The organism is Sphingomonas arantia, from assembly GCF_042682045.1.
Taxonomy (GTDB): Bacteria; Pseudomonadota; Alphaproteobacteria; order Sphingomonadales; family Sphingomonadaceae; genus Sphingomonas_R; species Sphingomonas_R arantia.
Genome location: NZ_JBHUGS010000001.1, coordinates 164,498 through 187,927 on the forward strand (window position 1 = coordinate 164,498; position 23,430 = coordinate 187,927).

14 protein-coding genes are annotated in these 23,430 nt (G+C 67.8%); 8 read left to right on the top strand and 6 right to left on the bottom strand.

The genetic code is table 11. The features are described 5' to 3' along the window. Positions 1–131 precede the first annotated feature (131 nt). A complete protein-coding gene (locus tag ACFSGX_RS00825) occupies positions 132–3,017 on the top strand; it encodes a TonB-dependent receptor (protein WP_380926748.1) in 2,886 nt (961 codons plus the stop codon). A gap of 127 nt (positions 3,018–3,144) precedes the next feature. Here ACFSGX_RS00825 and ACFSGX_RS00830 read toward each other — a convergent pair whose 3' ends face one another. The 4 genes from ACFSGX_RS00830 to ACFSGX_RS00845 all read right to left on the bottom strand — a co-directional run bounded on the left by ACFSGX_RS00830 (position 3,145) and on the right by ACFSGX_RS00845 (position 9,564). Then, positions 3,145–3,807, bottom strand: coding sequence for a hypothetical protein (locus ACFSGX_RS00830; RefSeq protein WP_380926750.1), 663 nt, complete (start codon positions 3,805–3,807; stop codon positions 3,145–3,147). A gap of 313 nt (positions 3,808–4,120) precedes the next feature. After that, on the bottom strand, positions 4,121–4,834 hold the full coding sequence (locus ACFSGX_RS00835; RefSeq protein WP_380926751.1) for a L,D-transpeptidase: 714 nt from the start codon (positions 4,832–4,834) through the stop codon (positions 4,121–4,123). 1 nt (position 4,835) lies between these two features. Then, a complete protein-coding gene (locus ACFSGX_RS00840) occupies positions 4,836–7,826 on the bottom strand; it encodes a two-partner secretion domain-containing protein (RefSeq protein ID WP_380926752.1) in 2,991 nt (996 codons plus the stop codon). A 55-nt stretch (positions 7,827–7,881) separates the two neighbouring features. Further along, positions 7,882–9,564: a ShlB/FhaC/HecB family hemolysin secretion/activation protein gene (locus ACFSGX_RS00845; RefSeq protein ID WP_380926754.1), complete on the bottom strand. Its 1,683-nt coding sequence runs from the start codon at positions 9,562–9,564 to the stop codon at positions 7,882–7,884. Positions 9,565–10,161: 597 nt separating this feature from the next. Between ACFSGX_RS00845 and ACFSGX_RS00850 the strand changes: the two genes are divergently transcribed. Then, positions 10,162–10,887, top strand: a complete 726-nt coding sequence (locus ACFSGX_RS00850; RefSeq protein WP_380926755.1) for a Crp/Fnr family transcriptional regulator — start codon at positions 10,162–10,164, stop codon at positions 10,885–10,887. Between the two features lie 87 nt (positions 10,888–10,974). Next, complete coding sequence (locus tag ACFSGX_RS00855; RefSeq protein ID WP_380926756.1) at positions 10,975–11,985, top strand: zinc-dependent alcohol dehydrogenase family protein; 1,011 nt, start codon at positions 10,975–10,977, stop codon at positions 11,983–11,985. Between the two features lie 113 nt (positions 11,986–12,098). Here the strand turns inward: ACFSGX_RS00855 and ACFSGX_RS00860 are convergent, their stop codons facing one another. Then, positions 12,099–14,861, bottom strand: a complete 2,763-nt coding sequence (locus ACFSGX_RS00860) for a [protein-PII] uridylyltransferase (RefSeq protein WP_380926758.1) — start codon at positions 14,859–14,861, stop codon at positions 12,099–12,101. Positions 14,862–14,974: 113 nt separating this feature from the next. Here ACFSGX_RS00860 and ACFSGX_RS00865 point away from each other — a divergent pair, with 113 nt between their 5' ends. The 5 genes from ACFSGX_RS00865 (at position 14,975) to purH (ending at position 21,668) form a co-directional block, all read left to right on the top strand. Beyond that, positions 14,975–16,243 (top strand): RsmB/NOP family class I SAM-dependent RNA methyltransferase, encoded by a 1,269-nt coding sequence (locus ACFSGX_RS00865; protein WP_380926760.1) that lies wholly within the window; start codon positions 14,975–14,977, stop codon positions 16,241–16,243. A gap of 57 nt (positions 16,244–16,300) precedes the next feature. Further along, positions 16,301–17,014, top strand: coding sequence for a ribulose-phosphate 3-epimerase (rpe, locus tag ACFSGX_RS00870; protein WP_380926762.1), 714 nt, complete (start codon positions 16,301–16,303; stop codon positions 17,012–17,014). Next, complete coding sequence (locus ACFSGX_RS00875; RefSeq protein ID WP_380926764.1) at positions 17,011–18,735, top strand: heparinase II/III family protein; 1,725 nt, start codon at positions 17,011–17,013, stop codon at positions 18,733–18,735. Before rpe ends, ACFSGX_RS00875 begins: the two co-directional genes overlap by 4 nt. Positions 18,736–18,849: 114 nt before the next feature. After that, positions 18,850–19,887, top strand: a complete 1,038-nt coding sequence (locus tag ACFSGX_RS00880) for a hypothetical protein (protein ID WP_380926766.1) — start codon at positions 18,850–18,852, stop codon at positions 19,885–19,887. A gap of 197 nt (positions 19,888–20,084) precedes the next feature. Next, positions 20,085–21,668 (top strand): bifunctional phosphoribosylaminoimidazolecarboxamide formyltransferase/IMP cyclohydrolase, encoded by a 1,584-nt coding sequence (purH, locus tag ACFSGX_RS00885; RefSeq protein WP_380926768.1) that lies wholly within the window; start codon positions 20,085–20,087, stop codon positions 21,666–21,668. A 159-nt stretch (positions 21,669–21,827) separates the two neighbouring features. On the opposite strand, the gene ACFSGX_RS00890 is transcribed toward purH, so the two are convergent. Then, positions 21,828–23,405 carry a lipopolysaccharide biosynthesis protein gene (locus tag ACFSGX_RS00890; protein WP_380926769.1) on the bottom strand — a complete coding sequence of 526 codons (1,578 nt, stop codon included), beginning with the start codon at positions 23,403–23,405 and terminating at the stop codon, positions 21,828–21,830. Positions 23,406–23,430 lie beyond the last annotated feature (25 nt).

Sequence of the window (23,430 nt, forward strand, 5' to 3'; positions counted from 1 at the left end):
ACTTTCGTCTGTTGCTAACATGACGCAAAACTGCCTTTTTGTTAGAATTACCACGGTTTCGGCTGGCGCCGCTTTACAGATCGCTTTACGTTCACGGCAACACATAACAAAAAAGTGTTCGGGAGAAGATGATGCGTAAAGCCCTGTGGCTGCTGTCCACCTGTATCGTCACGATTTCTGCCCCAGCGATGGCGCAGGACAATAGTGGCACTCTACCAGCCAGCCCTGCCAATACTACCAGACCCGCGGGAACCGGTACCGAAGCCGGCGCGGTCCAGTCGGGTGGCACCGCCGGGGCGATCGTTCCGGCCGACCCGGCATCGCCCGCCGCCGCCGGCGTGAACGACCCGAACAGCCCGAACTACGATCCGAGCACGATCGTGATCACCGCCACCCGCCGCGCGAGCCCGCTGTCCGACGTGCCGATCGCGGTGACCGCGGTGACCGCCGCATCGTTGCAGAACAGCGGCGCCACCGACATCCGCCAGCTGAACCAGCTCGCACCGTCGCTGCTCGTATCGTCCACCGGCAGCGAGGCGAACGGGTCCGCCCGCATCCGCGGCATCGGCACGGTCGGCGATAATCCGGGCCTCGAAAGCTCGGTCGCGGTATTCATCGACGGCGTGTATCGCAGCCGCACCGGTTCCGGCCTGAACGAACTGGGCGAGATCGAGCGGGTCGAGGTGCTGCGCGGTCCGCAGGGCACGCTGTTCGGGCGCAATGCGTCGGCCGGCCTGATCAACATCGTGTCGAAGAAGCCGTCCTTCACCTCGGAAGGCTATGCCGAGGCGACGTACGGCAATTATGATTTCCTGCGCCTGTCGGGCGGTATCAGCGGCCCGATCGGCAAGAGCGGCCTCGCGTACCGGCTGGATGGGATCTACGTGAAGCGCGACGGCTTCTACAAGAATGCGACGCAGGGTGGCGACAGCGAGTCGCGGATCAACGACCGCAACCGCTACTTCGTGCGCGGGCAGCTGCTGTACGAACCCTCGGACGATTTCTCGGTCCGGCTGATCGGCGATTATTCGCGGCGCAACGAAAGCTGCTGCGGCGCGGTGTTCGTCGCGACGCGCGAGAGCGTCGATCCGACCGCGAACCCGGCGTCTGCGACGGGCGGCGTGAACACGGACGGCGCGACCGCGGAGTCGGCGACGAACCGGATCGTCGACATCCTGAACAACCCGTATTTCAATGCCAACATCCCGACGCAGGCGAACCTCGACCCGTATAACCGCCGCGTCGCGCTGACGCCCGGGCGGACGTTCAAGAACCTGACGACCGACTGGGGCGGGTCAGCGCAGTTCGACTGGGATCTCGGCCCCGGCACGCTGACGTCGATCACGGCATACCGCGAGTACAAGGCCGGCGGCGCGGCGGACGTCGACTATAACGCGGCGGACCTCGTGTATCGCGGTGACGACACGGACAATTACCGGCGGTTCAAGACGTTCAGCCAGGAAGCGCGCTTCCAGGGTTCGGCGTTCAACGGCGTGCTCGATTTCCTGGTCGGCGGTTACTACTCGAACGAGAAGCTGCGGCTGGTCGACAACATCAAGTTCGGCACGCAGTACGGCCAGTTTGCGGCATGCCGCATCGTGGCGACGATCAGCCCGGTGGCCGCGTTGCGCGCGCCTGGATCGCCGGGCTGCCTGAGTGCGGCGGGCCGTGCGACGTTGACCGCCGGGTTCGGGGCGGCGGCGCCGCTGCTGCTGCGTGGGATCGATAATCTCGGCACGATCAGCGACAAGGGCGACAACCGCGCGGTCTACAACCAGCGCAGCGAGAATTACGCGTTCTTCACGCACAACATCATCAACATCACCGATACGCTGAGCGTCACGCTCGGCGCGCGCTACACCAACGAGACGAAGAAGTTCGACGCGAATTTCGACAACAACAACACGATCTGCCCGACGCAGCAGGCGTTGCTCGGGCCGTTGCTCGCCAACCCCGCGCTGGGGGCGATCGCCGGCGGGATCGTGACGCTGAGCTGCCAGGGCAACAGCAGCCCGGCACTGAACGCGCTGAACCTGAACAGCACGCGGAAGGAGGATGAGTTCACCGGCACCGGTGTGTTGTCTTGGAAGCCGACCGCGCGGGTGCTGACCTACGCATCCTATTCCAAGGGGTACAAGGCGGGCGGGTTCAACCTCGACCGCTCGGCGCTGGGCGGGGCGAACGGCGTGTTCAGCCCGCGCACCAATGCCGATGCGGACGGTTTGCAGTTCGAGCCCGAAAAGGTCGACGCCTATGAAATCGGCGCGAAGTACAGCAGCCGGCACTTCAACCTGAATGTCGCGGCGTTCCGGCAGGAGTTCAAGACGTTCCAGCTGAACACGTTCAACGGATCGATCTTCATCGTGCAGAACATTGCGGCCTGCAAGACGAGCCTGAACGGCGGCGATACCGACAATAGCCGGGCGACCGGCACCTGCACCGGCGGCACCAAGGCCGGCGTGATCTCGCAGGGTGTCGAGGTCGAAGCCGCACTGTTCCCGGTGCGCGATTTCCAGGTTTCGGCGGGCTACACCTATGCCGACACGCATTACCGGCGGAACCTGGTCGGCAGTTCGAGCGGCGTCGCGCTGGACCCCGCACTGTTCCTGCTGTCGGGCCGGCAGATGTCCAACTCGCCGAAGAACGTCGTGACCGTCTCGGCCACCTGGACGCCCGAACTGACGAGCAGCGGCATCCACGGGCTGGTCTATGCCGACACGCGCATGACGTCGGCGTACAACACCGGGTCCGACCTGTTCCCGGAAAAGGCGCAGGAAGGGTTCGCGGTCGTCAATACGCGTATCGGCCTGCGCGGACCGGCGAACGCCTGGGCGCTGGAGCTGTGGGGCCAGAACATCTTCGACAAGCAGTATCAGCAGGTGGCGTTCAACGCGCCATTCCAGGGTGCCAACAGCGTCGCACAGACGCAGGCGTTCGGCGTGACGGCGAACCAGCTGTTCGCAAGCTACCTGGCCGAGCCGCGGACCTTCGGCGTGACGGCGCGCACGAAGTTCTGATGGCCGTGCGGGAGGGGTGGTTCCTCTCCCGCACGGATCTTTACGGATGTCATGTCGCGCGGGGCGGGGTCATTCCTGCCCCGTTTGCGTGTCTGGACCGGGCAGGCGGCAACAGCGGGCCGATGCCTCAGCTGGCGTAGCATTTGTCCATGTAGGCGATCCGGACGACGCCGGTGCGGTGCGTGGCGTCGGCGAGGAAGTTCTCCATCGACGTCTTGAGCAGGCGGAGCTCGTCGCGCGACAGCCAGCCCTGGATGCGGCCCTGCTGTACGGCCCAGCAATCGGCGGCGGCTTCGTTCGGGCCGAAGATCTGGTGCGCGCATTCGTGGGTGTACCAGAAGAGCTGTTGCGCGCGGGGCAGATCGAACACGCGCGGGTGCAGGTAGATGCGGCCGCGGGCGGCGGCGGCGATGTCGTCGATCGGCTGGATCATGGTGTCGACCGGGCCGCAGGTGGCGCGATAGCCCGCGAGCAGCAACGCGCCCGGCAGGATGATGAGTTGTGCTGCGGCAGGCCGGGGGATGAACAACAGGCCGGACGCTGCGACGCAAGTCAGGACATGCTTCAGCACGGTGAAACCGGAGGCCAGGCGGATACAGGCGGATGCTCTGACCGTATCGTGCGGTAGGCATTGTCGTGACGGGGGTGGCGCGATGCCCGGCGCGTCCGACGGGGTGTCGTTAGCGCGCCGCACCAGCCGCAACGTACGCGCGACTGCGGAGCGTGGCGCTTTCGCGGCGCCATGTCCGTCGGGGCCGAAACGGCGCAGTGGGTTACGGACATCAAGCATTACGCGACTTTCGCATCCGATCAGCGGCGCGTTTGAGGCAGGATGCTTCAAACACGCTGAGCGAATTTATGGGCGTCCTTATAACGTATATTAAGTTATTAGGGTACGACCTGAATCAAATAAAGTTACAGTTAACCACGAACTGAACTGCACTAATTACACGTATTCGATCACTCGACGGTGAGAATCAGGTATAATGCCTGATACTACCCCGACTGGTTAAGAATCGGGTGGTATTACCATTTGGTGGTTAGTCTCAGAGAGGTGAATGACTGCTGACCAGTCGCTTGGTTGTCCGCATTGCGAACTCTGATCATTTCGAAGCCAGCCTGAGTTCGGGAATCGCGAAGACGGTCCGGAGCGGTTTCGTCTCGGGCAGGATGTAGACGATGCCGACGGTGCCGGTGAACAGCGGCCTCACGACGTCGTTGTAGAACTGGGGCGGCACGTTGACGCAGCCGAACGAGATGCGGTTGTCGGCAACGGACTCGGAAGCCAGTCGGTCCGCGCGACGATCGACGCGGCGGCCGACGATGACGCGGTGCATCGAAAGCGCGCTATCATAGTCGATCCAGAGAATGTCCTGTTCCAGATCGTGGCCGATCGCGGCCTGGAACCGGCCCGCGGGGGTCGTGCGCTCGGCCGGCGTGATCGTCGCGAGCTTGCGCTGGCCGATGCCGGGAACGCTGTCGTCACCGCGTGCCATGCCGAGCAAGGCGGGGGCCGCACCGCGCAACGTGCCGGCCGCGTCGAACGCCAGGACACGGGCATTCGCCTTGTCGATGATGATGAACGGCAAGGCGCGGTTGTCGCCCGATGTCGTCGCCCAATGCCAGGTATCGCGCGCGTCGCGGGACAGGATCTCGCCGTGAAGCGCGGCCGCCGATGCGACCGGAGTCGGCGACGCGGCGACGGCCGGCAACGGAAACAGCGTCGCCAGGCCGAGCGCCGTCGCGGTCAACCGCACCGCGCGACGCCGCCAGCGGTGGCTTGCCTTGTCGCACGGTGGGTTGACGGTGCGCGACATATCAGTGGCGTGCCTGCTTGCGGGGATAGACCGGGACGACCGGCGGCGTCGGCGGGGTGACCGGCGGCACATAGGACGGCGTTTCGACGACGGGCGGGGCCGGCGGCGGCGGGGGCCGGACGCCACGTTCGAAGACCTCGATCGGCGGGACGAAGGTGAAGCCGACCGGAACGATCGGGACCTCGATCGGCGGCCGAATTGCGTTGGGCAGATCGGGGATGGGAGTCGGTACCGGGGTTGGCACGGGCGTCGGGACCGGTGTCGGCACGGGCGTCGGGACCGGGGTTGGCACAGGCGTCGGGACCGGGGTTGGCACGGGCGTCGGGACCGGTGTCGGCACGGGCGTCGGGACCGGGGTTGGCACAGGCGTCGGTACCGGGGTTGGCACGGGCGTCGGGACCGGTGTCGGCACGGGCGTCGGGACCGGTGTCGGCACGGGCGTCGGGACCGGGGTTGGCACGGGCGTCGGGACCGGGGTTGGCACAGGCGTCGGGACCGGGGTTGGCACAGGCGTCGGTACCGGGGTTGGCACGGGCGTCGGGACCGGTGTCGGCACGGGCGTCGGGACCGGTGTCGGCACTGGAGTAGGAACCGGGGTCGGCACGGGCGTCGGAACCGGGGTTGGCACAGGCGTCGGGACCGGGGTCGGCACGGGCGTCGGAACCGGGGTTGGCACAGGCGTCGGGACCGGGGTTGGCACGGGCGTCGGTACCGGGGTTGGCACAGGCGTCGGTACCGGGGTTGGCACAGGCGTCGGGACTGGGGTTGGCACAGGCGTCGGGACCGGGGTTGGCACAGGCGTCGGGACCGGGGTTGGCACAGGCGTCGGTACCGGGGTTGGCACGGGCGTCGGGACCGGTGTTGGCACGGGCGTCGGGACCGGAGTCGGCACTGGGGTCGGCACGGGCGTCGGAACCGGGGTCGGCACCGGAGTAGGAACGGGGGTCGGTACGGGCGTCGGGACTGGGGTCGGCACTGGCGTTGGCACTGGCGTCGGGGCGGCGGTGATCGTGCCCGTGGTGCGGAAGACGCCGGGGGTGCAGCAGGATCCGGCCAGCGCATACTGGTCCGCGTTCGGGCCGGCCAGCGTGTAGCCGGTGTAGGTGATGCCCACCGTCCCCGGGTTCGCGCTGTCGAATGTCGCGGTCGAGTCCGCAGCGCCGACGACGGTCACGCCGGTCGGCGAGCCGGAAGTGGCGGTCGTGTTGAACGTGGTGAACGTCACGTCGGTCGTGCCGTCTTCCTGACGCGTCGTGGTCGGGAAAAGCAGCATCCGCTGCGTCAGCGCAGCCCCTTCGGTCAGTACGAAGCGCGTCGAGAAATCGGTCGGCGTCGAATAGGAGACCGGGTTGTAGTTGATCGTGACCGGCGCCGCGGTGACGGTGGTGGGCGGTGCCAGCGCGGTGAACACGATCGTGCCACCGTTGATGCCGGGTCCGGTGCCGTCGCCGCCCGAGATGAGCGTGAGCCCGACCGGGAGGCCCAGCGACTGCGCCGGGACAGTCGTGCCGCGGGTCAGCGTGATCGCGGCGTCGATCGTGACGTCATGCCCGGCGCACAGCGCGATGTTGCCGTCCGTCGTGGTGATCGCGTGGTACACGTTCACATTCTGGCCGGCGTTCAGCAGGATGCTGCCGTTCGTGGTCGTCATCGGCGCGTTGACGTTGATGTCGCGGCCGCAGCAGGCGATGATGTTGCCGTTCGTCGCGGTGATCGCGTTGTTGATATTCAGGTCGCGGAACGCGTTCAGCGTCAGCGTGGTCGGGACGCCCGCCGCGGTCCAGGCGACCGCGTCGTTGACGAAGATGTCGCCATTGCCGGTGGTGGTGTCGCCGGCGGCCGGGATCGTGCTGATCGTGACGCTGGTGTTCACCAGTTGCGCCGAGAGCGTCGACCCGGCGATGTTGCCGCCCGAACCGATGATGAAATCCTGCGGATCGATCAGCCAGCTGCCCGTCGTGCCGAGCGGGGCGACGGTCGAGACGCGGACCGTGTCGGCGATGCGGACGTTGGCGGCGGAGGTTTCGATGAAGCCGCCATTGCCGCCGGTCGGCGCGCTGGCGTCGAGATCGCCGCTGACTGTGACGGTGCCGGTCTTCATGTCGCCGAGCAGCATGATCGTGCCGGCGCGGTTCTGGAGCGTGCGGGCCTCGATGATGCCGGTGTTGTTGACGGCGGTGTGGAGCAGGTCGCCGGCCGCCTGCGCGGTCATCAGCACGCGGCCGCCATCGGCGCGCAGCACGCCGCCATTCTGGACGAGCGCGTTCACGGCACCCTTGTCGATCGCGACGTTGAGCAGGCCGTCGCCCGCGACGTCGAGCGTGATCGCCTCGCCGCCGGCCAGCACGACCGTGCCGAAATTCGCCTGGATCACGCCGCCATTGCCGACATTCGCGCCGAGCAGCGCGACGTAGCCGTTATCGGCGGTGATCGTGCCGTCGTTCTGCACGCCGGCGCGGCTGTTGCCGCTGAACTTCATGCGGCCGGCCATGAAATCGGCGTCGGAGATGTTGAGCGTGGAGGCGATCAAGCCGCCGACGTTCACGTTGGAACCCTTGCCGAACAGGATGCCGTTGGCGTTGCTCAGGAACACCTTGCCGTTGGCGGACAGGTTGCCGAGGATGACGGACGGGTCGGCACCGGTGACGCGGTTGAGCGCGACGGAGTTGCTGGTCGGCTGTTCGAAGACGACGCTGTTGCCCTTGCCGATCGAGAAGGAGTCCCAGTTGATCGCCGCGCGGTCGCTGCCCTGCGTGACCGTCAGCGTGCTGCCGTTGGTCGCGAGGCTTGCCTGGCCCTGCGTCACCTGGCCGCCGGACGGCAGCGTCTGCGCACTGGCGGCGGCCAGCGGGGCGACCGACCCGGCGAAACCGACACCGATCAGCCAGGCGAAGCGTGCGAGCCCCGTCGTGCGGAACAGGCCGGCGCGGCTGAAGCGGGAGGCGGCGTTGGCGGGGGGGCTGCTGATCCCGAGCGACGGAAGGGCGGTCATGTGCGGTATCCTTGATGGCGGCGGGCGGCCGCAGAGATCGGGGCGAGCAGCACGATCAGAATGACTTCGAAATCTGGAACCAGGCGCGGCCGGACTTGTCGGGGGCGGACGTGGCGTCGGCATCGCTCAGCTTGCGCGCATAGGTTGCGCGGGCGGCGAGGCCATAGGGACCGGCCCAGGCGAGGCCGGCGCCATAGGCGCTGCGTTTCGCGCGGTTCTGCCCGTCGAACCACGGGTTCTTGGCGAACCGGACCTCGCCCGCGTCGACGAAGCCGAACAGCTGGAGATTGCCGGGCACAACCTGCGGCAGGTTCAGCCGCGCCTCGACGGTGGCGACATAGCCCTCGTCGCCGTAAGCCTCGCCCTCCGGATAGGCGCGGACGGCGTAGGCGCCGCCCAGTTCCATCCGCTCCGAGATGTCGAGATTGTTGAACGCGACCTGGCCGCGGACCGAGCCGAACAGCGAGAGCGGGCCGGCGACCGTCTGGAGCCGGGCGAGGCTGAATTGCAGCTTGCCGTAGCCGCCGTCGATCCCGGCGGTCTGCGCGTCGGCGGCGCGGTCGATCGCACCGCGGATGTCGATGTTGCCGACGACGAGGCTGGCGGAATAGGCGTTCCAGCCGCCGCCGAGCAGCGTGTCGTGCGAGTCCCCGCTGAACCCGATCGCCGCGACCTGCGCACGGCGGCGGCCGATTGTGTCAACGCTGTCAATTTTGTCGGTGAAAGATTTCACGTCGCCGCTGGCGACGAGGTACAGGTTGTTGTTGCGCGAACGGATCAGCGGGTAGCTGGCGTAGATGCTGCCGACGTCGGCGTTGCCGCTGGCGTCCAAGCTCCTGAATTCCTTGCCGAGATCATAGTCAAGATGCGCATAGGCGATGCCGACCGTGACCGGTCCGATAAGCGTCTGGTACGCGGCGCGACCATAAGCGAGACCGTCGAACGAGGTGAGCACGCGCAGGCTGACGAGGTCGCCCGACCCGGTCGGGTTGTTGAAGTTGATCGTGCCGCCGGCGCGGTAGGCACCGGTGTAGCGGTTGCCGGCATTGTCCGCCTCGACCGTGCCGGATACGGCGCGGCCGGGGACGACATCGACCAGCAGGTCCGACGACCCCACGTCCGTGCCGGGGCTGAGCGTGGATTTCACGGCGACGCCAGGGACGTCCGACAGGATGAGCAGCCGGCGTTCGAGCGGGGCGGAGGCGACGGGATCGCCGACGTCGAGCCCGGACATGATCCCGCGCGGAACGCGGTCCGCCAGCTTCGCCTGGTTGTTGATCTTGATCGCGCCGTAGCGCCCTTCGAGCACGGCGATGGTCACCGTGCCGCTTTGGATGTCCTGTTCGGGCAGATAGGCCTGCGCGACGAAGTAACCGCGGCTGTTGTAGTAGGCGCTGACCCGGTTCGCGAGCGTCTTCAGCCCAGCCATGTCGAGTTCGGTATTGGGCACGAACGACGTGGCGGCGATCAGTTCGGATTCGGGGAACAGCGTCGCACCGGTGATGCGCAGCGAGCGGACCGTGGCGCGGACACCGCCTGCAGGTGGCAGCGCGGTCTGCGTCGTGCGATCGAGCTGCAGGTCGGGCGTCGGCTTGGCGGCCTGCGGCACAGGCGGGATCTGCTGCAACTGGCCACCGGCGCCCACGGGCACCTGCGCGTCCGCGGCCTGACCCAGGCCGATCAGGGCAACGGGGCCGACGACTGCGAGAGTGGCTGCCCAACGGGTCGACTTGAACATGAGCACCTCGAAAACACTGCAGGAAAAAGGGCACGCGTCTCCCATCCGCAGCAGCGGGAGTCGTCGACAGTAGGGGGCGGGCATCAGGCAGCCGGTCATGCGACGCGATGGACGGAAAAAGCCCGTTCCCATCGACATGAAAGTCGGTTCCAAAATGATGACCTAGCGGGACGATCGCTTTGCGACCTGTTCTCCACCGAAGGTATAATTTATGTAATCTACGACTGTACTAATACAAGTTAAATCGCGTCGGAGGCTTTCATGTAAGGCACTCCTCGTTACAGCGTCTCGGGTTGCGGACGTGCCGACGATAGGGTTGCATAGAATAACAATCCGTTAAAAAGCGCCGACAGCCAGTGAGATTTTAGTAAGCCTGGGTAGGCAGTTAACCCCTGCTTCGGGACGCGCGAAAAACTAAAGAACAAACATCGCTTTTACGGACATTCGTGACAACAGACGAGAGTTAGCGCTACCAATTCTACGTGAAGTTGCTTGCCGATTTTTAACGACGATCCAGCGGCGAGCACCGCCAAACGATCATTCGATCGCGAATCGCGATGCGGATCGCTGCTGTCACCGATTGATAACGAGTAGACGATGGCCGACATCCTGACACGCAAGCTCAGTCGCTGGGTAAAGTTCGATGCCGAGGAGCGCGCGGCGCTTGCCAGGCTGGCCGTCGCGAGCCGCCCGGTTGTGCGCGGACAGCATCTGATCCGCGAAGGTGACGATCCGACCCACGTCTTCCTGATCCTGGACGGCTGGGCGCAGCGTTACAAAGTGTTGCCCGACGGCAAGCGGCAGATCGTCGCGTTCCTGATGCCGGGCGACCTGTGCGATACCCATGTCTTCATCCTGGAGAAGATGGACCACAGCATATCGATGATGTCGCCCGGCAAGGTCGTGTCGATCCCGGCCGACGACATGCTGGCGATCATCAATGCGTTTCCGCGGATCGCGCAGGCGCTGTGGTGGTGCACGCTGGTCGACGAGGGGATCCTGCGCGAGTGGCTGGTCAATATCGGCACGCGTGAGGCCTATGGTCGGATCGCGCATCTGTTCTGCGAACTCTATGTCCGCGCGGGCGCGGTGGCGCGGGGCGGCATCGGCGATTTCTTCATGCCGCTGACGCAGGCCGATGTGGGCGAGGCGGTGGGCCTGACCGCGATCCACGTCAACCGGACGATCAAGGCGCTGAAGCAGAGCGGCCTGGTCGATCCGGCGAAGAGCCGGTTGCGGATGCTGGATTTCGACGCGCTGAAGGCGGTCGCGGGGTTCGACGAGGCGTATCTGCACGCGCGGCTGGTGCCGGTCCACGACTGACGATCGCGGCGCGGGTCGGAACAGTCGGGGTCGGTCGGGCTTTGGAGCCATGACGCTGAACCCGGCCGATATTCCGAAGGAAACACCATGTCCGTACGCGCGATCACGGTTCGCAATCCCGCCACGCTCGACAGCCTGACGCCGGCCGATCTGCCCGATATCGGCGCACCGGGGCGCGGCGAGATCGCCGTCCGGCTGCATGCGAGTTCGCTCAACTTTCACGACTATCTCGTCGCGAACGGGACGATCCCGGTCGAGGACGGGCGCGTGCCGATGTCGGACGGCGCGGGCGAGGTGACCGCGGTGGGCGACGGCGTGACGGAGTTCGCGGTCGGCGACGCGGTGGTGTCGACGTTCCACACGCTGTGGGCGGCGGGACCATGCCCGGTCGGCGATTTCCGGCGCGTGCCGGGCGACGGGATGGACGGTTATGGCCGGGAGGCGGTGGTCGTCCCGGCCGACTGGTTCACGCTCGCGCCCAAGGGGTATAGCCATGCGGAGGCCGCGACGCTGACCTGTGCCGGGGTGACCGCGTGGCGCGCGCTGGCGACGGACGGGCCGTTGCTCGCCGGGCAGACGGTGCTGGTGCAGGGATCGGGTGGCGTGTCGGTGTTCGCGCTGCAATTCGCCAAGGCGATGGGCGCGGTGGTCGTTGCGACCTCGTCGTCGGACGAGAAGCTGGAGCGGCTGAAGGCGATGGGTGCGGACCATCTGATCAACTACCGCAGCACGCCGGAGTGGGGCGAGGCAGCGTACAAGCTGACCGGCGGCGTCGACCATATCGTCGAGATCGGCGGGCCGGGCACGCTGCCGCAGTCGATCGCGGCGCTGGGACTGGGCGGGCATATCGCGCTGATCGGCGTGCTGACCGGCTTTTCGGGCGAGATCCCGACGGGCATGTTCATGGGCAAGCAGGGCCGGTTGCAGGGCATCACCGTCGGGTCGCGGCGCGATCAGCTCGACATGGTGAAGGCGATCGATGCGATCGGGTTGAAGCCGGTGATCGACCGGAGCTTCCCCCTTGAGGCGTTGGCCGATGCGTTTCGGTATCAGGAGAGCGGGGCGCACTTCGGCAAGATCGGGGTGGATATCGGGTGATCTGCTGAGCCCGAGCTCAGTTGAAAAGCGAGCCTGTGGAGAGCTCTGCGCGAAGTTCTCGACAGGCTCGAACCAAACGGGGTGGGTGGGTGTGTCGGTCCGGAGGCGTGGCTTCAGGCCACTGCGGCGAGTGAACCCTCACCTTCCGCGGCCGCCAGCAGGAGGCGCTCCATCGTACGGAGGCGGGCGGGGGCGATGAGTTTGTCGCCGACGAGGTCGGTCAGGTAGAAGACGTCGACCGCGCGTTCGCCGTAGGTGGCGATGTGGGCGGAGTGGATCGTGACCTTCGACTGGAAGAAGGCGTGGGCCAGCCCGTTGAGCAGGGCCGGGCGGTCGCGGGCGTTGACCTCGACTACCGTGTAGCGGTTGGACGCCTTGTTATCGACGATGACCTGCGGTTCGATCTCGAACGCCTCGGCCCGCGTGCGCGCCATGGGCTTGGCGGCGAGCCGGTCGGCCAGCCGGTTGCGGTTGGCGAGCGCGTCGGCGATCCCGGCGCTGAGCCGATCGAGCCGCGAGGGTTCGTCGAACGGCTGCCCGAACGGATCCTGCACGAGCAGATTGTCGAGCGCCATGCCGTCGCGCGTCGTGTGGATTCGCGCATCGATGATGTTGCCGCCGGCCAGATGGACCGCGCCCGCGATGCGGTAGAACAGCCCCGGATGATCGCCGGCATAGACGGTGACGAGCGTGGCGCCACGTTCCGGATCGGCGGTGGCGACGATCGACAGCGGCAGTTGTGCCGCGTCGGCGCTTTCGACCAGTGCGGCGTTGCGCGCGACGACGTCGGCAGGTTCGGCGACCCAATAGGCCTCCGGCAAACGCCGCGCATAGGCGTCGAACGTCGCATCGTCCCAGCCGAGTTCGGCGCGGAGCTGGGCCTGCTTGGCCTCGATCCGTTCGCCGCGGCCCTTCTGCTTGTGGCCGAGGCGGAGCACTTCTTCGCCCGCCTCGTACAGGTCGGACAGCAGCTGGCGTTTCCAGCTGTTCCAGACGCCGGGGCCGACCGCGCGGATATCGACGATGGTCAGCATCAGCAGCAGACGGAGGCGTTCCGGGCTTTGTACGACGCCGGCGAAGTCGAGGATCGTCTTGAAGTCGGACAGGTCGCGCTTGAACGCGGTGGCGGACATCAGCAGGTGATGGCGGACCAGCCAGGACACGGTCTGCGTCTCGGCCGCGGTCAGCCCGAAGCGCGGGCAGAGCTTTTCAGCAACGGCGGCGCCCAGGATGCTGTGGTCGCCGCGGCGGCCCTTGGCGATGTCGTGCAGGAACACCGCGACATAGAGCACGCGGCGCGACACGAGCCGCGCGAACAGCTCGGTCGCGATCGGGTGATCGACGTCGAGCGCGCCCTTTTCGATCCGCGACAGCAGGCCGATGGCGCGGAGCGAATGTTCGTCAACGGTGTAGTGGTGGTACATGTCGAACTGCATCTGCGCCACGACGCGGCCAAAATCGGGCACGAAGCGGCCGAGAATGCCCGCCTCGTTCATCCAGCGCAGCACCGTTTCGGGATCGCGCGGGCTGGTCAGGATATCGAGGAACAGCGCGTTGGCGCGCGGATCGGCGCGGACGACATTGTCGATTAGCCGGAAATCGCGTCCCGCCTGACGCATCGCGAGCGGGTGGATTTCCAGGCCGTGGCGGTCGGCCAGCGCGAACAGCTCGATCAGCCGGACCGGGTCGGCCAGGAAGTGGTCGGGCTTGGGCAAGGCAAGGCGGCCGCGATCGAGCGTGAAGCCGTCGATCCGCCGCCGCAGCCGGATCGACGGCATGCCGAACCGCCGTCCGCGGCCGGCGAACGTCTCGTCGAGATGGGCGAGGAACACCGCGGTGAGGTCGCCGACCTGCTTCGCGGTCAGGAAATAATGCTGCATGAACCGTTCGACGCCGGACCGGCCGGGGCGGTCGGCGTAGCGCATCCGCGCCGCGACCTCGCGCTGCACGTCGAAGGTCAGGCGGTCCTCGGGCCGGTTGCTGAGGATGTGGAGGTGGCAGCGGACCGCCCAGAGGAAGTTTTCGGCACGCTGGAACCGGCGCAGTTCCTCGCGGGTCAGCAGGCCCTTGCCGACCAGGTCGGGCAGTTCGCTGACGCGGTAAGCGAACTTGCCGATCCAGAAGAGCGTGTGGAGGTCGCGCAGGCCGCCCTTGCCCTCCTTGATGTTCGGTTCGACGACGTAGCGGCTGTCGCCCATCCGGACGTGACGCGTGTTGCGTTCGGCCAGCTTGTCGGTGACGAAGGCGCGCGCGGCGGCGGACCCGTCGCGGATCTCGCGGTCGAACCGGCGGGCGGCTTCCTCGTACACCACCATGTCGCCCCAGACGTAGCGCGCCTCGAGCAGGGCGGTGCGGATCGTCAGGTCCTCGCGCGCCATGCGGATCATGTCGTCGAGCGAGCGGCTGCTGTGGCCGACCTTCAGCCCGAGATCCCAGAGCGTGTAGAGCATCGATTCGATGATCTGTTCGCCCCAGCCGGTCTGTTTCGACGGGGTGAGGAAAGCGATGTCGATGTCGGAATGGAGCGCCATTTCGCCGCGGCCGTAGCCGCCGACCGCGATCAGGGTGAGCCGTTCGCCGGACGAGGGGTTGGCGTTCGGATAGAGACAGGTGACGGTGAAATCGGCGATCAGCCGGAGCAGCTGGTCGGTCAGATAGGCGTAGCCGGCCGCGACCTCCCGCCCGCGGCTGGGGTGGAGCGCCAGCCGCGCGGCCATTTCGGCACGGCCGCGGTCGAGCACGGCGCGCAGGATCGCCACCGACGCCGCGCGCATCCGGCTGGCGTCGGCGGGCGGGATCGCGGCGAGCAGATCGGCGACGGTGCGGCGATCGACGATCGTGCGGCGGTCGGGCAGACTTTCGAAACGGGTGGCCATGGCGATGGCTTTAGCAGGCGTGCGTCGAAAAAGCCTTACCGTTGGCTGGCCACGGAGCCGCGATTGGCCGCATGGGTGGTTTCGCCGCGCGACACGCTCTAAGGCCTCTGCGGATGACGAAACAGGACGATCCGCCCGGGACACCGGCCCGCCGTGCCGCGATGCGGTTGCTCGATGCGGTGTTGCGCAAGGGGTTGCCGCTGGAGGCGGCGATGGCGTCGGCGACGGCAGAGCTCGACCGCGCGGACGATCGCGGCTTTGCGCATGCCATTGCGGCCGAGGCATTGCGGCGCCTGCCGGACCTCGACGCGCTGATCGATTCGGCGACGCCCAAGCCGATGCCGGAAGATGCCAAGCCGCGGTTTGCGCTGCGCATTGCGCTGGTCCAGGCGCTCGCGCTGAACACGCCGGCGCATGCGGCGATCGCGACGGTGTTGCCGCTGGTCGATGGCGGGCCGCGGCGGCTGGTCCACGGTGTGTTCGGCACGCTGATCCGGCGTGGCGACCGGTTGCCCGATCCGCCGCACCTGCCGGTCGCGGTCGGCATCCGCTGGGCGCGCGCATGGGGCGATGCGGCGGCGGAGGCGGCGCGCTACGGCATCGCGCAGCCGGCACCGATCGACCTGACGCTGAAGACGGACGACCCCGAACTGGTGGCGGAACTGGGCGGCGTCACGCTGGCGCCGCGTCACGTCCGGCTGCCGGCCGGGACCGCGGTGGAGGAACTGCCCGGTTACGGCGAGGGACGCTGGTGGGTGCAGGATATCGCCGCGTCGCTGCCCGCCCGCCTGATCGGTGTGGCGCCGGCGGGCGGGACCGCGATCGACCTGTGCGCGGCGCCCGGCGGCAAGACGATGCAGCTGGCGACGGCGGGCTGGGACACGACAGCGATCGACCTGTCGCGCACGCGGCTCGGCCGGTTGATGGAGAATATGGACCGGGTGGGGGCCAAGGCGCGGATGATTGTGGCGAACGCGGCGGTGTGGTCGCCGGATGCCGCCGCCGACGTCGTGCTGCTCGACGCGCCCTGTTCGGCGACGGGGATCTTCCGCCGCCATCCGGAGGTGCTGCACCGTGCGCGACCGCGGGTGATCAAGGAACTGGCGGAACAGCAGGCGCAGTTGCTGGCGCATGCCGCGACGATGGTGCGGCCGGGCGGGCGGCTGGTCTATGCGACCTGTTCGCTGGAACGCAGCGAGGGCGAGGAGGTGGCGGACGCGTTCACGGTGCCGGGCTATGCGATCGATCCGGTGCGCGCGGACGAGTTGCCGCAGGGGTTTGCGGCCGATGCGGCGGGCTATCTGCGCGTGCCGCCGGGGACGCTGGCCGAGGCGGGCGGGGCGGACGGGTTCTTCGTCGCGCGCTGGCGGCGCGAGGCGTAGCGCTAAGGCGACCTCGGCTCTCTTGCACCGCCCCGGCGCGCCCGATACAGCTTTACCATGTCACGCCCCATCCTGATCGCGCCGTCCATCCTTTCCGCGGATTTCGCGCGGTTGGGCGATGAAGTGCGGGCGATCGGCGCGGCGGGCGCGGACTGGGTGCATTTCGATGTGATGGACGGGCATTTCGTGCCGAACATCTCGATCGGTTCCGGTGTGCTCAAGGCGATCCGGCCGCATACGACGCTGCCGATCGACGTCCATTTGATGATCGCGCCGGTCGACTTCTATCTCGATGCGTTCGCGCAGGCCGGGGCGGACCGGATCAGCGTGCATGTCGAGGCCGGGCCGCATATCCACCGGACGGTGCAGCGGATCCGCGACCTGGGATGCAAGGCCGGCGTCGTGCTGAACCCGGGGACCCCCGCCAAGATGCTCGACTACCTGATCGACGATGTCGACATGGTGGTGGTGATGACCGTGAACCCCGGTTTCGGCGGGCAGAGCTTCATCACCAGCCAGCTCCGCAAGATCGAGGCGGTGCGGCGGATGATCGACAAGACCGGCCGCGAGATCCACCTGCAGGTCGACGGCGGGATCGATGCCGAGACCGCGCCGCTGGCGATCGCCGCCGGGGCCGACGTGCTGGTGGCGGGCACGGCGACGTTCCGCGGCGGGCCGGATGCCTATGCGGGCAACATCGCCGCGATGCGCGGGCCGGTTGGCCAGACCCCCTCGAAGCCGGCCGCGGCAGAGCCCACCGCCGCAGTATGAACGAGACCGGGCCGAGCGATGCGATCGAGCCCGGTCGGCAGTTGATCCGCGTGGGCGGCGAACAGGGCGTTTCGCTGGGCGGGCGGCTGGCCGCGACGTTGCAGCGGCTGGCCTGGCGGTCGCCGCTCCATTCGCTGCGGCTGCGCGGGCGCTATCCGCTGAAGCTGCTGGCGGTGCCGGTCGATCCGATCCCGGGTCACCCGGGTGACGGGGCGGAGCTGCTGGAGGGCTGGGTCCGGCATCGCGGGGTCGCGGTGGAACTGGCGATGGTCGATTTCGGCAATCCCGCGACGATCCCGGCGGCGCTGGTCGATCATATCCAGACATTCGGGTTCCTGCGCGATCTGGCCGCCGCGGGGCCGCGCGAACGGACCGCGCCGATCGCCGAGCTGATCGTGCGGCAATGGCTGGGCGCGCATGGCGGCGGGGTGACCGATGCGGGCTGGCGGCCGGACCATTGGGGGCGGCGGATCCTGGCCTGGGGCGCGCATGCCCCGCTGATCCTGTCGTCGCACGATATCGTCTACCGCTCCGCCGTGCTGAACGCGCTGGCGCAGGGGGCGCGGCATTTGGACCGCGGGGCGGACAAGGCGCCGCCGGGGTTGCCGCGGATCGCCGCATGGGCGGGCGTGGTGGCGGCGGGTCTGCTGATCCCGGGTGGCGACGTGCGGCTGGCCCACGGCGAGGCGGGATTGGGCAAGGCGCTGGCGGTCAGCGTGCTGGCGGATGGCGGGCTGACCAGCCGGTCGCCGACCGCGCAGCTCGAGCTGGCCGAACTGCTGTCGCAACTGAACGCGGTCTATGCGGCGCGGCGGCGCGACGTGCCGGAGATGCTGTCCGCGGTGCTGGCGCGCGCGGTGCCCGCGTTGCTAGGCGTGACGCTGGGCGATGGCGGGTTGTCGAGCTGGCAGGGCGGCGGGCCGGTGTCGGCGGCGCGCGTGGCGCAGGCGGTGACCGCGTCGGGCGTGCGCACCCGGCCACTGCGCCAGGCGCGCGACTGGGGGTATCAGCGGCTGTCGGCGCAGGGGACGCTGCTGGTGGTCGATGCCGCGCCGCCGCCGGTCGCGCGGCTGTCGACCGGGGGCTGTGCGTCGACGCTGGCGTTCGAGATGTCGGACGGGCCGCGCCGGCTGATCGTGAACTGCGGCGGCAGTACGGGGCTGGCGTCGCTGCCGGACGACCTGACCGAAGGGCTGCGCACGACGGCGGCGCATTCGACGCTGACGCTGGCCGATACCAATTCGACCGCGCTGCACGCCGACGGGTCGCTCGGCCGCGGGGTGAAGGAAGTGGAGCTCGACCGGCAGGAGCTGGACACCGGCAGCCGAATCGATGCGTCGCACGATGGCTATGCGCGTCGCCACGGGCTGATCCACCGGCGGCAGCTGATGCTGTCGTCCGACGGGCGCGAGCTGCGCGGCGAGGACGTGCTGCTGCCCGCGCCGCGCCGGCGGCGGTCGGGCAGCGACGGGTTCGCGATTCGCTTCCATCTGGCGCCAGGGATCAGCGCGTCGGTGACCGCGGACGGGCAGGGCGCGCTGCTGCGGTTCCAGGACGGCGGATCGTGGCAATTCCGATCGCGCGGCGGCGCGCTGGCGGTGGAGGACAGCCTCTGGATCGACCCCGCCGGCCGCCCCCGCGCGACGTGCCAGCTGGTGCTGACCGGCGAAGTGCCGCCGGGTGGGGCGGAAGCGGGATGGGTGTTGCGGAAGATGGCCTGAGGGCGGTGGTAGTTAAGGGAAGGCTCACTCCCGTCACCGGAGTGAATGTCCGTTTGTGGTGGATAGCGGAACAGTCGTTCTGGACACCAAAGCAGAAGTGACGACATGGATGTTATGACGAAGCCCACAGCTTTGGTTGATGCGCTGTCCTTGTTGCCCCCAACGCCACTTCCTGCGCTCCCGGCAGGCTGGCACCCGAAGCGGTACGCTATAACAGTGGGTGGCAAGCTTGCGGTGGCCGCTTGTAACATCGACATCGACGCAGAACGAACACGTATTCTTGCGGCAGAAGATCCACCCAGCCGCCTGCAAGAACTGTTGAACGCCGGCAGGACGGGACTCATGGTTTTGGGGGACGCCGGCTGGTATTTAGAGCTTAGTATTGAACTGGAAACGCCTCACTCGCTTATTGATCGGTTCGCGGACGGGCGCTGGTTGGTGGTGGGGGGGCGAACCGACGCCAAGTCAAATGCCCGCGTGTTTGGGCCCGACGGTACCCTTCTTAACCGCTTCTTACTCGGGGACGGCATTCAGGACATCGGCATAGACAGCGTAGGCCGGATATGGGTCAGCTGGTTCGATGAAGGCATCGCCGGGCCGTACAACGAGAAGTGGCGCGTTGCTGGAGAAGAGCGACCGCCATCGAGCAGAGGAATTGGCTGTTTCGACGCTACCGGAGCCTTCATACCGTTGCCGCCGATTCCTGAAGTTGGGCGGATTGATGACTGTTACGCACTGACGGTCACTGGGGATGAGGCATGGGCGTGCCCCTATACTGAGTTCCCGCTTTTGCGCTTATCTCCTAACCAGCCCGTGCGCTGGTGGACGAGCGAGCTGGCAGGGCCAAGCGCAGTTGCAATCGACGGCTCATGCGCTCTGGTCGCCGGCGGCTATGAGGAGGACGCAAGCCGACTGGCATTGGTATCGTTGGAAGGGGGCGGAGAAGGCGAGAGTGTTCGCCTGCTCGCACGCTACGATCTCCCTCTCCGTCGCCGTTCCACCTCAGCGAACGCATCGAAGCCGGATTGGGACAGACCAACCTTGCTCGCCGGTCGCGGTGACATGCTACACTTGGTTGACGACGGTGTCTGGCGACGCTGGCGGGTTTCGGAAGTTCTGGCCAATCACGAGCATAGACCAACTTGCGAGTAGACCCCGCGAAGACCAGCACACCCTCTACTCGCCTGACGAAGTTGAATGAACGGCGGTTCTGAAAACGTGGCCGAGTCTTGGCTTTTTCACAGACCGTGTCGAGACGGATCAGGCACCCGTCCGTCGGAAGCCGGGTGACCGCGGGGGCGTGTCGCGCTAAGGGGCGCGCGCTTGCCATCATCGCCGGAGCTGACCCCATGACCGCCATTCCCATTCGCCGTGCATTGCTGTCGGTGTCCGACAAGAGCGGGCTTGTCGAGCTTGGGCGGGCGCTGGCCGCGCGGGGGGTGGAGCTGGTGTCGACCGGCGGGACGGCGAAGGCGTTGCGCGACGCCGGGCTGGACGTGCGCGACGTGTCCGAGCTGACCGGCTTTCCCGAGATGATGGACGGGCGGGTGAAGACGCTGCATCCGCTGGTCCATGGCGGGCTGCTCGCGGTGCGCGACGACGCGGCGCATGTCGCGGCGATGGAGGCGCACGGGATCGGGGCGATCGACCTGGTGGTGGTCAACCTCTATCCGTTCGCGCAGACCGTGGCGAAGGGCGCCGCGCGCGATGAGGTGATCGAGAATATCGACATTGGCGGGCCGTCGATGGTACGGTCGGCGGCGAAGAACCATGCATTCGTCGCAATCGCGACCGACCCGGCGGACTATCCCGAGCTGATCGCGCAGATCGAGGCGGATGGCGGCACGACGCTCGACATGCGGCGCAAGCTGGCGGCCAAGGCGTTTGCCGCGACGGCCGCCTATGACGCCGCGATCGGCGCGTGGTTCGCCGAGGTGGACCAGGGCGAGACCCTGCCGGCGAGCATGACGGTGGCGCTGACCAAGGCGGCGGAGCTGCGCTACGGTGAGAATCCGCATCAGCAGGCGGCGCTGTACCTGCCTGCGATCGGGGCGGCGGGCATTGCGCAGGCGGAGCAGGTTCAGGGCAAGGCGCTGAGCTACAACAATTATAACGACGCGGATGCGGCGCTGGAGCTGGTCGCCGAGTTCCGCGACGGGCCGCCGACAGTGGTGATCGTGAAGCATGCCAACCCGTGCGGCGTGGCGTCAGCGGACACGCTGATCGAGGCGTATCGCGCGGCGTTCGCGTGCGACACGGTGTCGGCGTTCGGCGGGATCATCGCGGTGAACCGGCCGCTCGACGGGCCGACGGCGGAGGCGATCAGCGGGATCTTTACCGAGGTCGTCGTGGCGCCGGGCGCGGACGATGCGGCGCGCGCGGTGTTCGCGGGGAAGAAGAATCTGCGGCTGCTGTTGACCGGTACGCTGCCCGATCCGGCGCGCGGGGGGCTGATGCTGAAATCGATCGCGGGCGGGATGCTGGTCCAGTCGCGCGATGCGGGGCATGTGGCGGCGGCCGACCTGACCGTGGTGACGAAGCGCCAGCCGACCGCGGAGGAGATGGCGGACTGCCTGTTCGCGTGGACGGTGGCCAAGCATGTGAAGTCGAACGCGATCGTCTATGCGCGTGGCGGGCAGACCGCGGGGATCGGCGCGGGGCAGATGAACCGGCTTGAGTCCGCGCGGATCGCGGCTTGGAAGGCGAAGGATGCGGCGGACAAGGCGGGCTGGGCCACGCCGTTGACGATCGGGTCGGCGGTCGCGTCGGACGCGTTCTTCCCGTTCGCGGACGGGTTGATGGCGGCGGTCGAGGCGGGGGCGACCGCGGTTATCCAGCCGGGCGGATCGATCCGCGATGCAGACGTGATCGCGGCGGCGGACGAGGCCGGGCTGGCGATGCTGTTCACCGGGATGCGCCATTTCCGGCATTGAGGTTTGGCGTCACCCGCAGTCGTCATCCCGGCGTAGGCCGGGATCTCCCTTGGGCTGGAGGTGCGCGCTTTAGCGAAGGGAGATCCCGGCTTTCGCCGGGATGACGGTTTGGGGCCTGGGGGTCGGGGTCGGGCGCTCGCCCTTCCGCTTCCGCCAGCGTTAGGCCGTCGTCGCTGGGAGGGGGGCGGGGGTCTTGTGGCCCATCTTGAACAGGACGCGGTCCTCGGTGCCGAAGCCGCGGTACCAGATGACGATGCCGTAGGCGCCGAGGATCAGCGGGATGCCGATCACGAGCTGCGCCCATTCCGGTAGCAGCAGCGCGATCCCGCCGGCCAGGAGCGCGAGCGCGGTGGCGGGGACGAGCGCCCAGCGCCAGCCGGACACGCGCGCGTCGAGCATCCGGCGGAGCATCCGCGCCTTCACGACCGAGGCCATGCCGAGGGCGGCCATCAGCGCGATCGCGACGCCGGCGGCGGAGACCGGATCGGTCCGCGGATCGCCGGACACCGGGACCCAGCCGGTGCGCGCGGCCCAGGGCATGACGTGGCGGATCGCATGGATCAGCACGACCGACAGCGCGGTCTGCATGACGATCATCCCCACCGAGACCGCGAGGTTGCGGTAGCGCGCCACGTAAATGAGCGCGGATTCGCTGACCGCCGCGGTGGCCGCGATCGCCTCGGCGGCGAGCAGGAAGGCGAGCGCGCCGGTGCCGACGACGAAGCTCGGCCCCATCAGGCCCATCACCGCCTCGCCCGGGATGGCGAGGGCGAGCGCGATGCCGGTCTGCGCCGCGATGATCCAGAAGCCGACCTGCCGCACCTGGTGGGCGACGGCGGCCTTGTTGCCGTCCGCCAGATTCTGCGTGATGACGGGGCCGAGGATCGGATCGAAGCTGGTCTTGAGCTTTTGCGGCAGCGAGGCGACCTGTTGCGCGGCCCAGTAGATGCCGACGATCTGCGGCGCGAAGAAGATGCCGAGGATGTAGATGTCGATGCGGCGCGAGCCCCATTCGATCGCGTCTGCGCCCGCCAGCGGCAGGTTGCGCCGCGCGATGCCGGCCAGTTCGCGCGGTCGCGGTCGCCAGCCGGTCGGGCGGCCGTAGCTGCGCCAGAGCGGAATGATCGAGGCGACGAACGCGGCGATCGTCGACAGCACGTAGGACAGGATCAGCCCGTCGCGGATCGAGTAGAAGGACAGCGCGAACGCGGCGATGCTGATCGTCCAGGGTTCGATCAGCGCGCGCGCCTTGACCGTGGCGCCCACGTCGCCGCGATAGGCGAGGGCCGCGAGCGCGATGTCCGACCCGGCCCAGCCGAAGACGGTGAGCGGGAGCAGCCAGTCGAGCCCGTTGATCCGGCTGTTGGGGAACATCAGGTCGGGGATGAAGATGAGGAGCGCCGCGGCGGCGGCGGACCCGACCATGCCGACCAGCATCGCATCGTAGACGATATGGACGTGCGGGCGATCCTTCGCGCGGGTCAGCTGCTGCGCCAGCCCGCGTTTCAGGCCGAGCGTGGCGAGCTGTGCCGCGAATTCCACCGTGATCGTGGCAAGCGCGAAGCGGCCGAGCGCATCGGTGCCGTAGATGCGGCCCGCGATGAACAGGAACGGCAGCCGCGCGGCAAGCCGTAGCAGGAAGCCGAAGAAGTTGGTGCGGCCGCCCTTGGCCAGCGCCTCGATATCCGCGCCGGGCGGTGGCGCCGGGGAGATCGCGGTGCGTGCGGCGTCAACCAACGTCGGATGCCGAATGGCGGGCGCG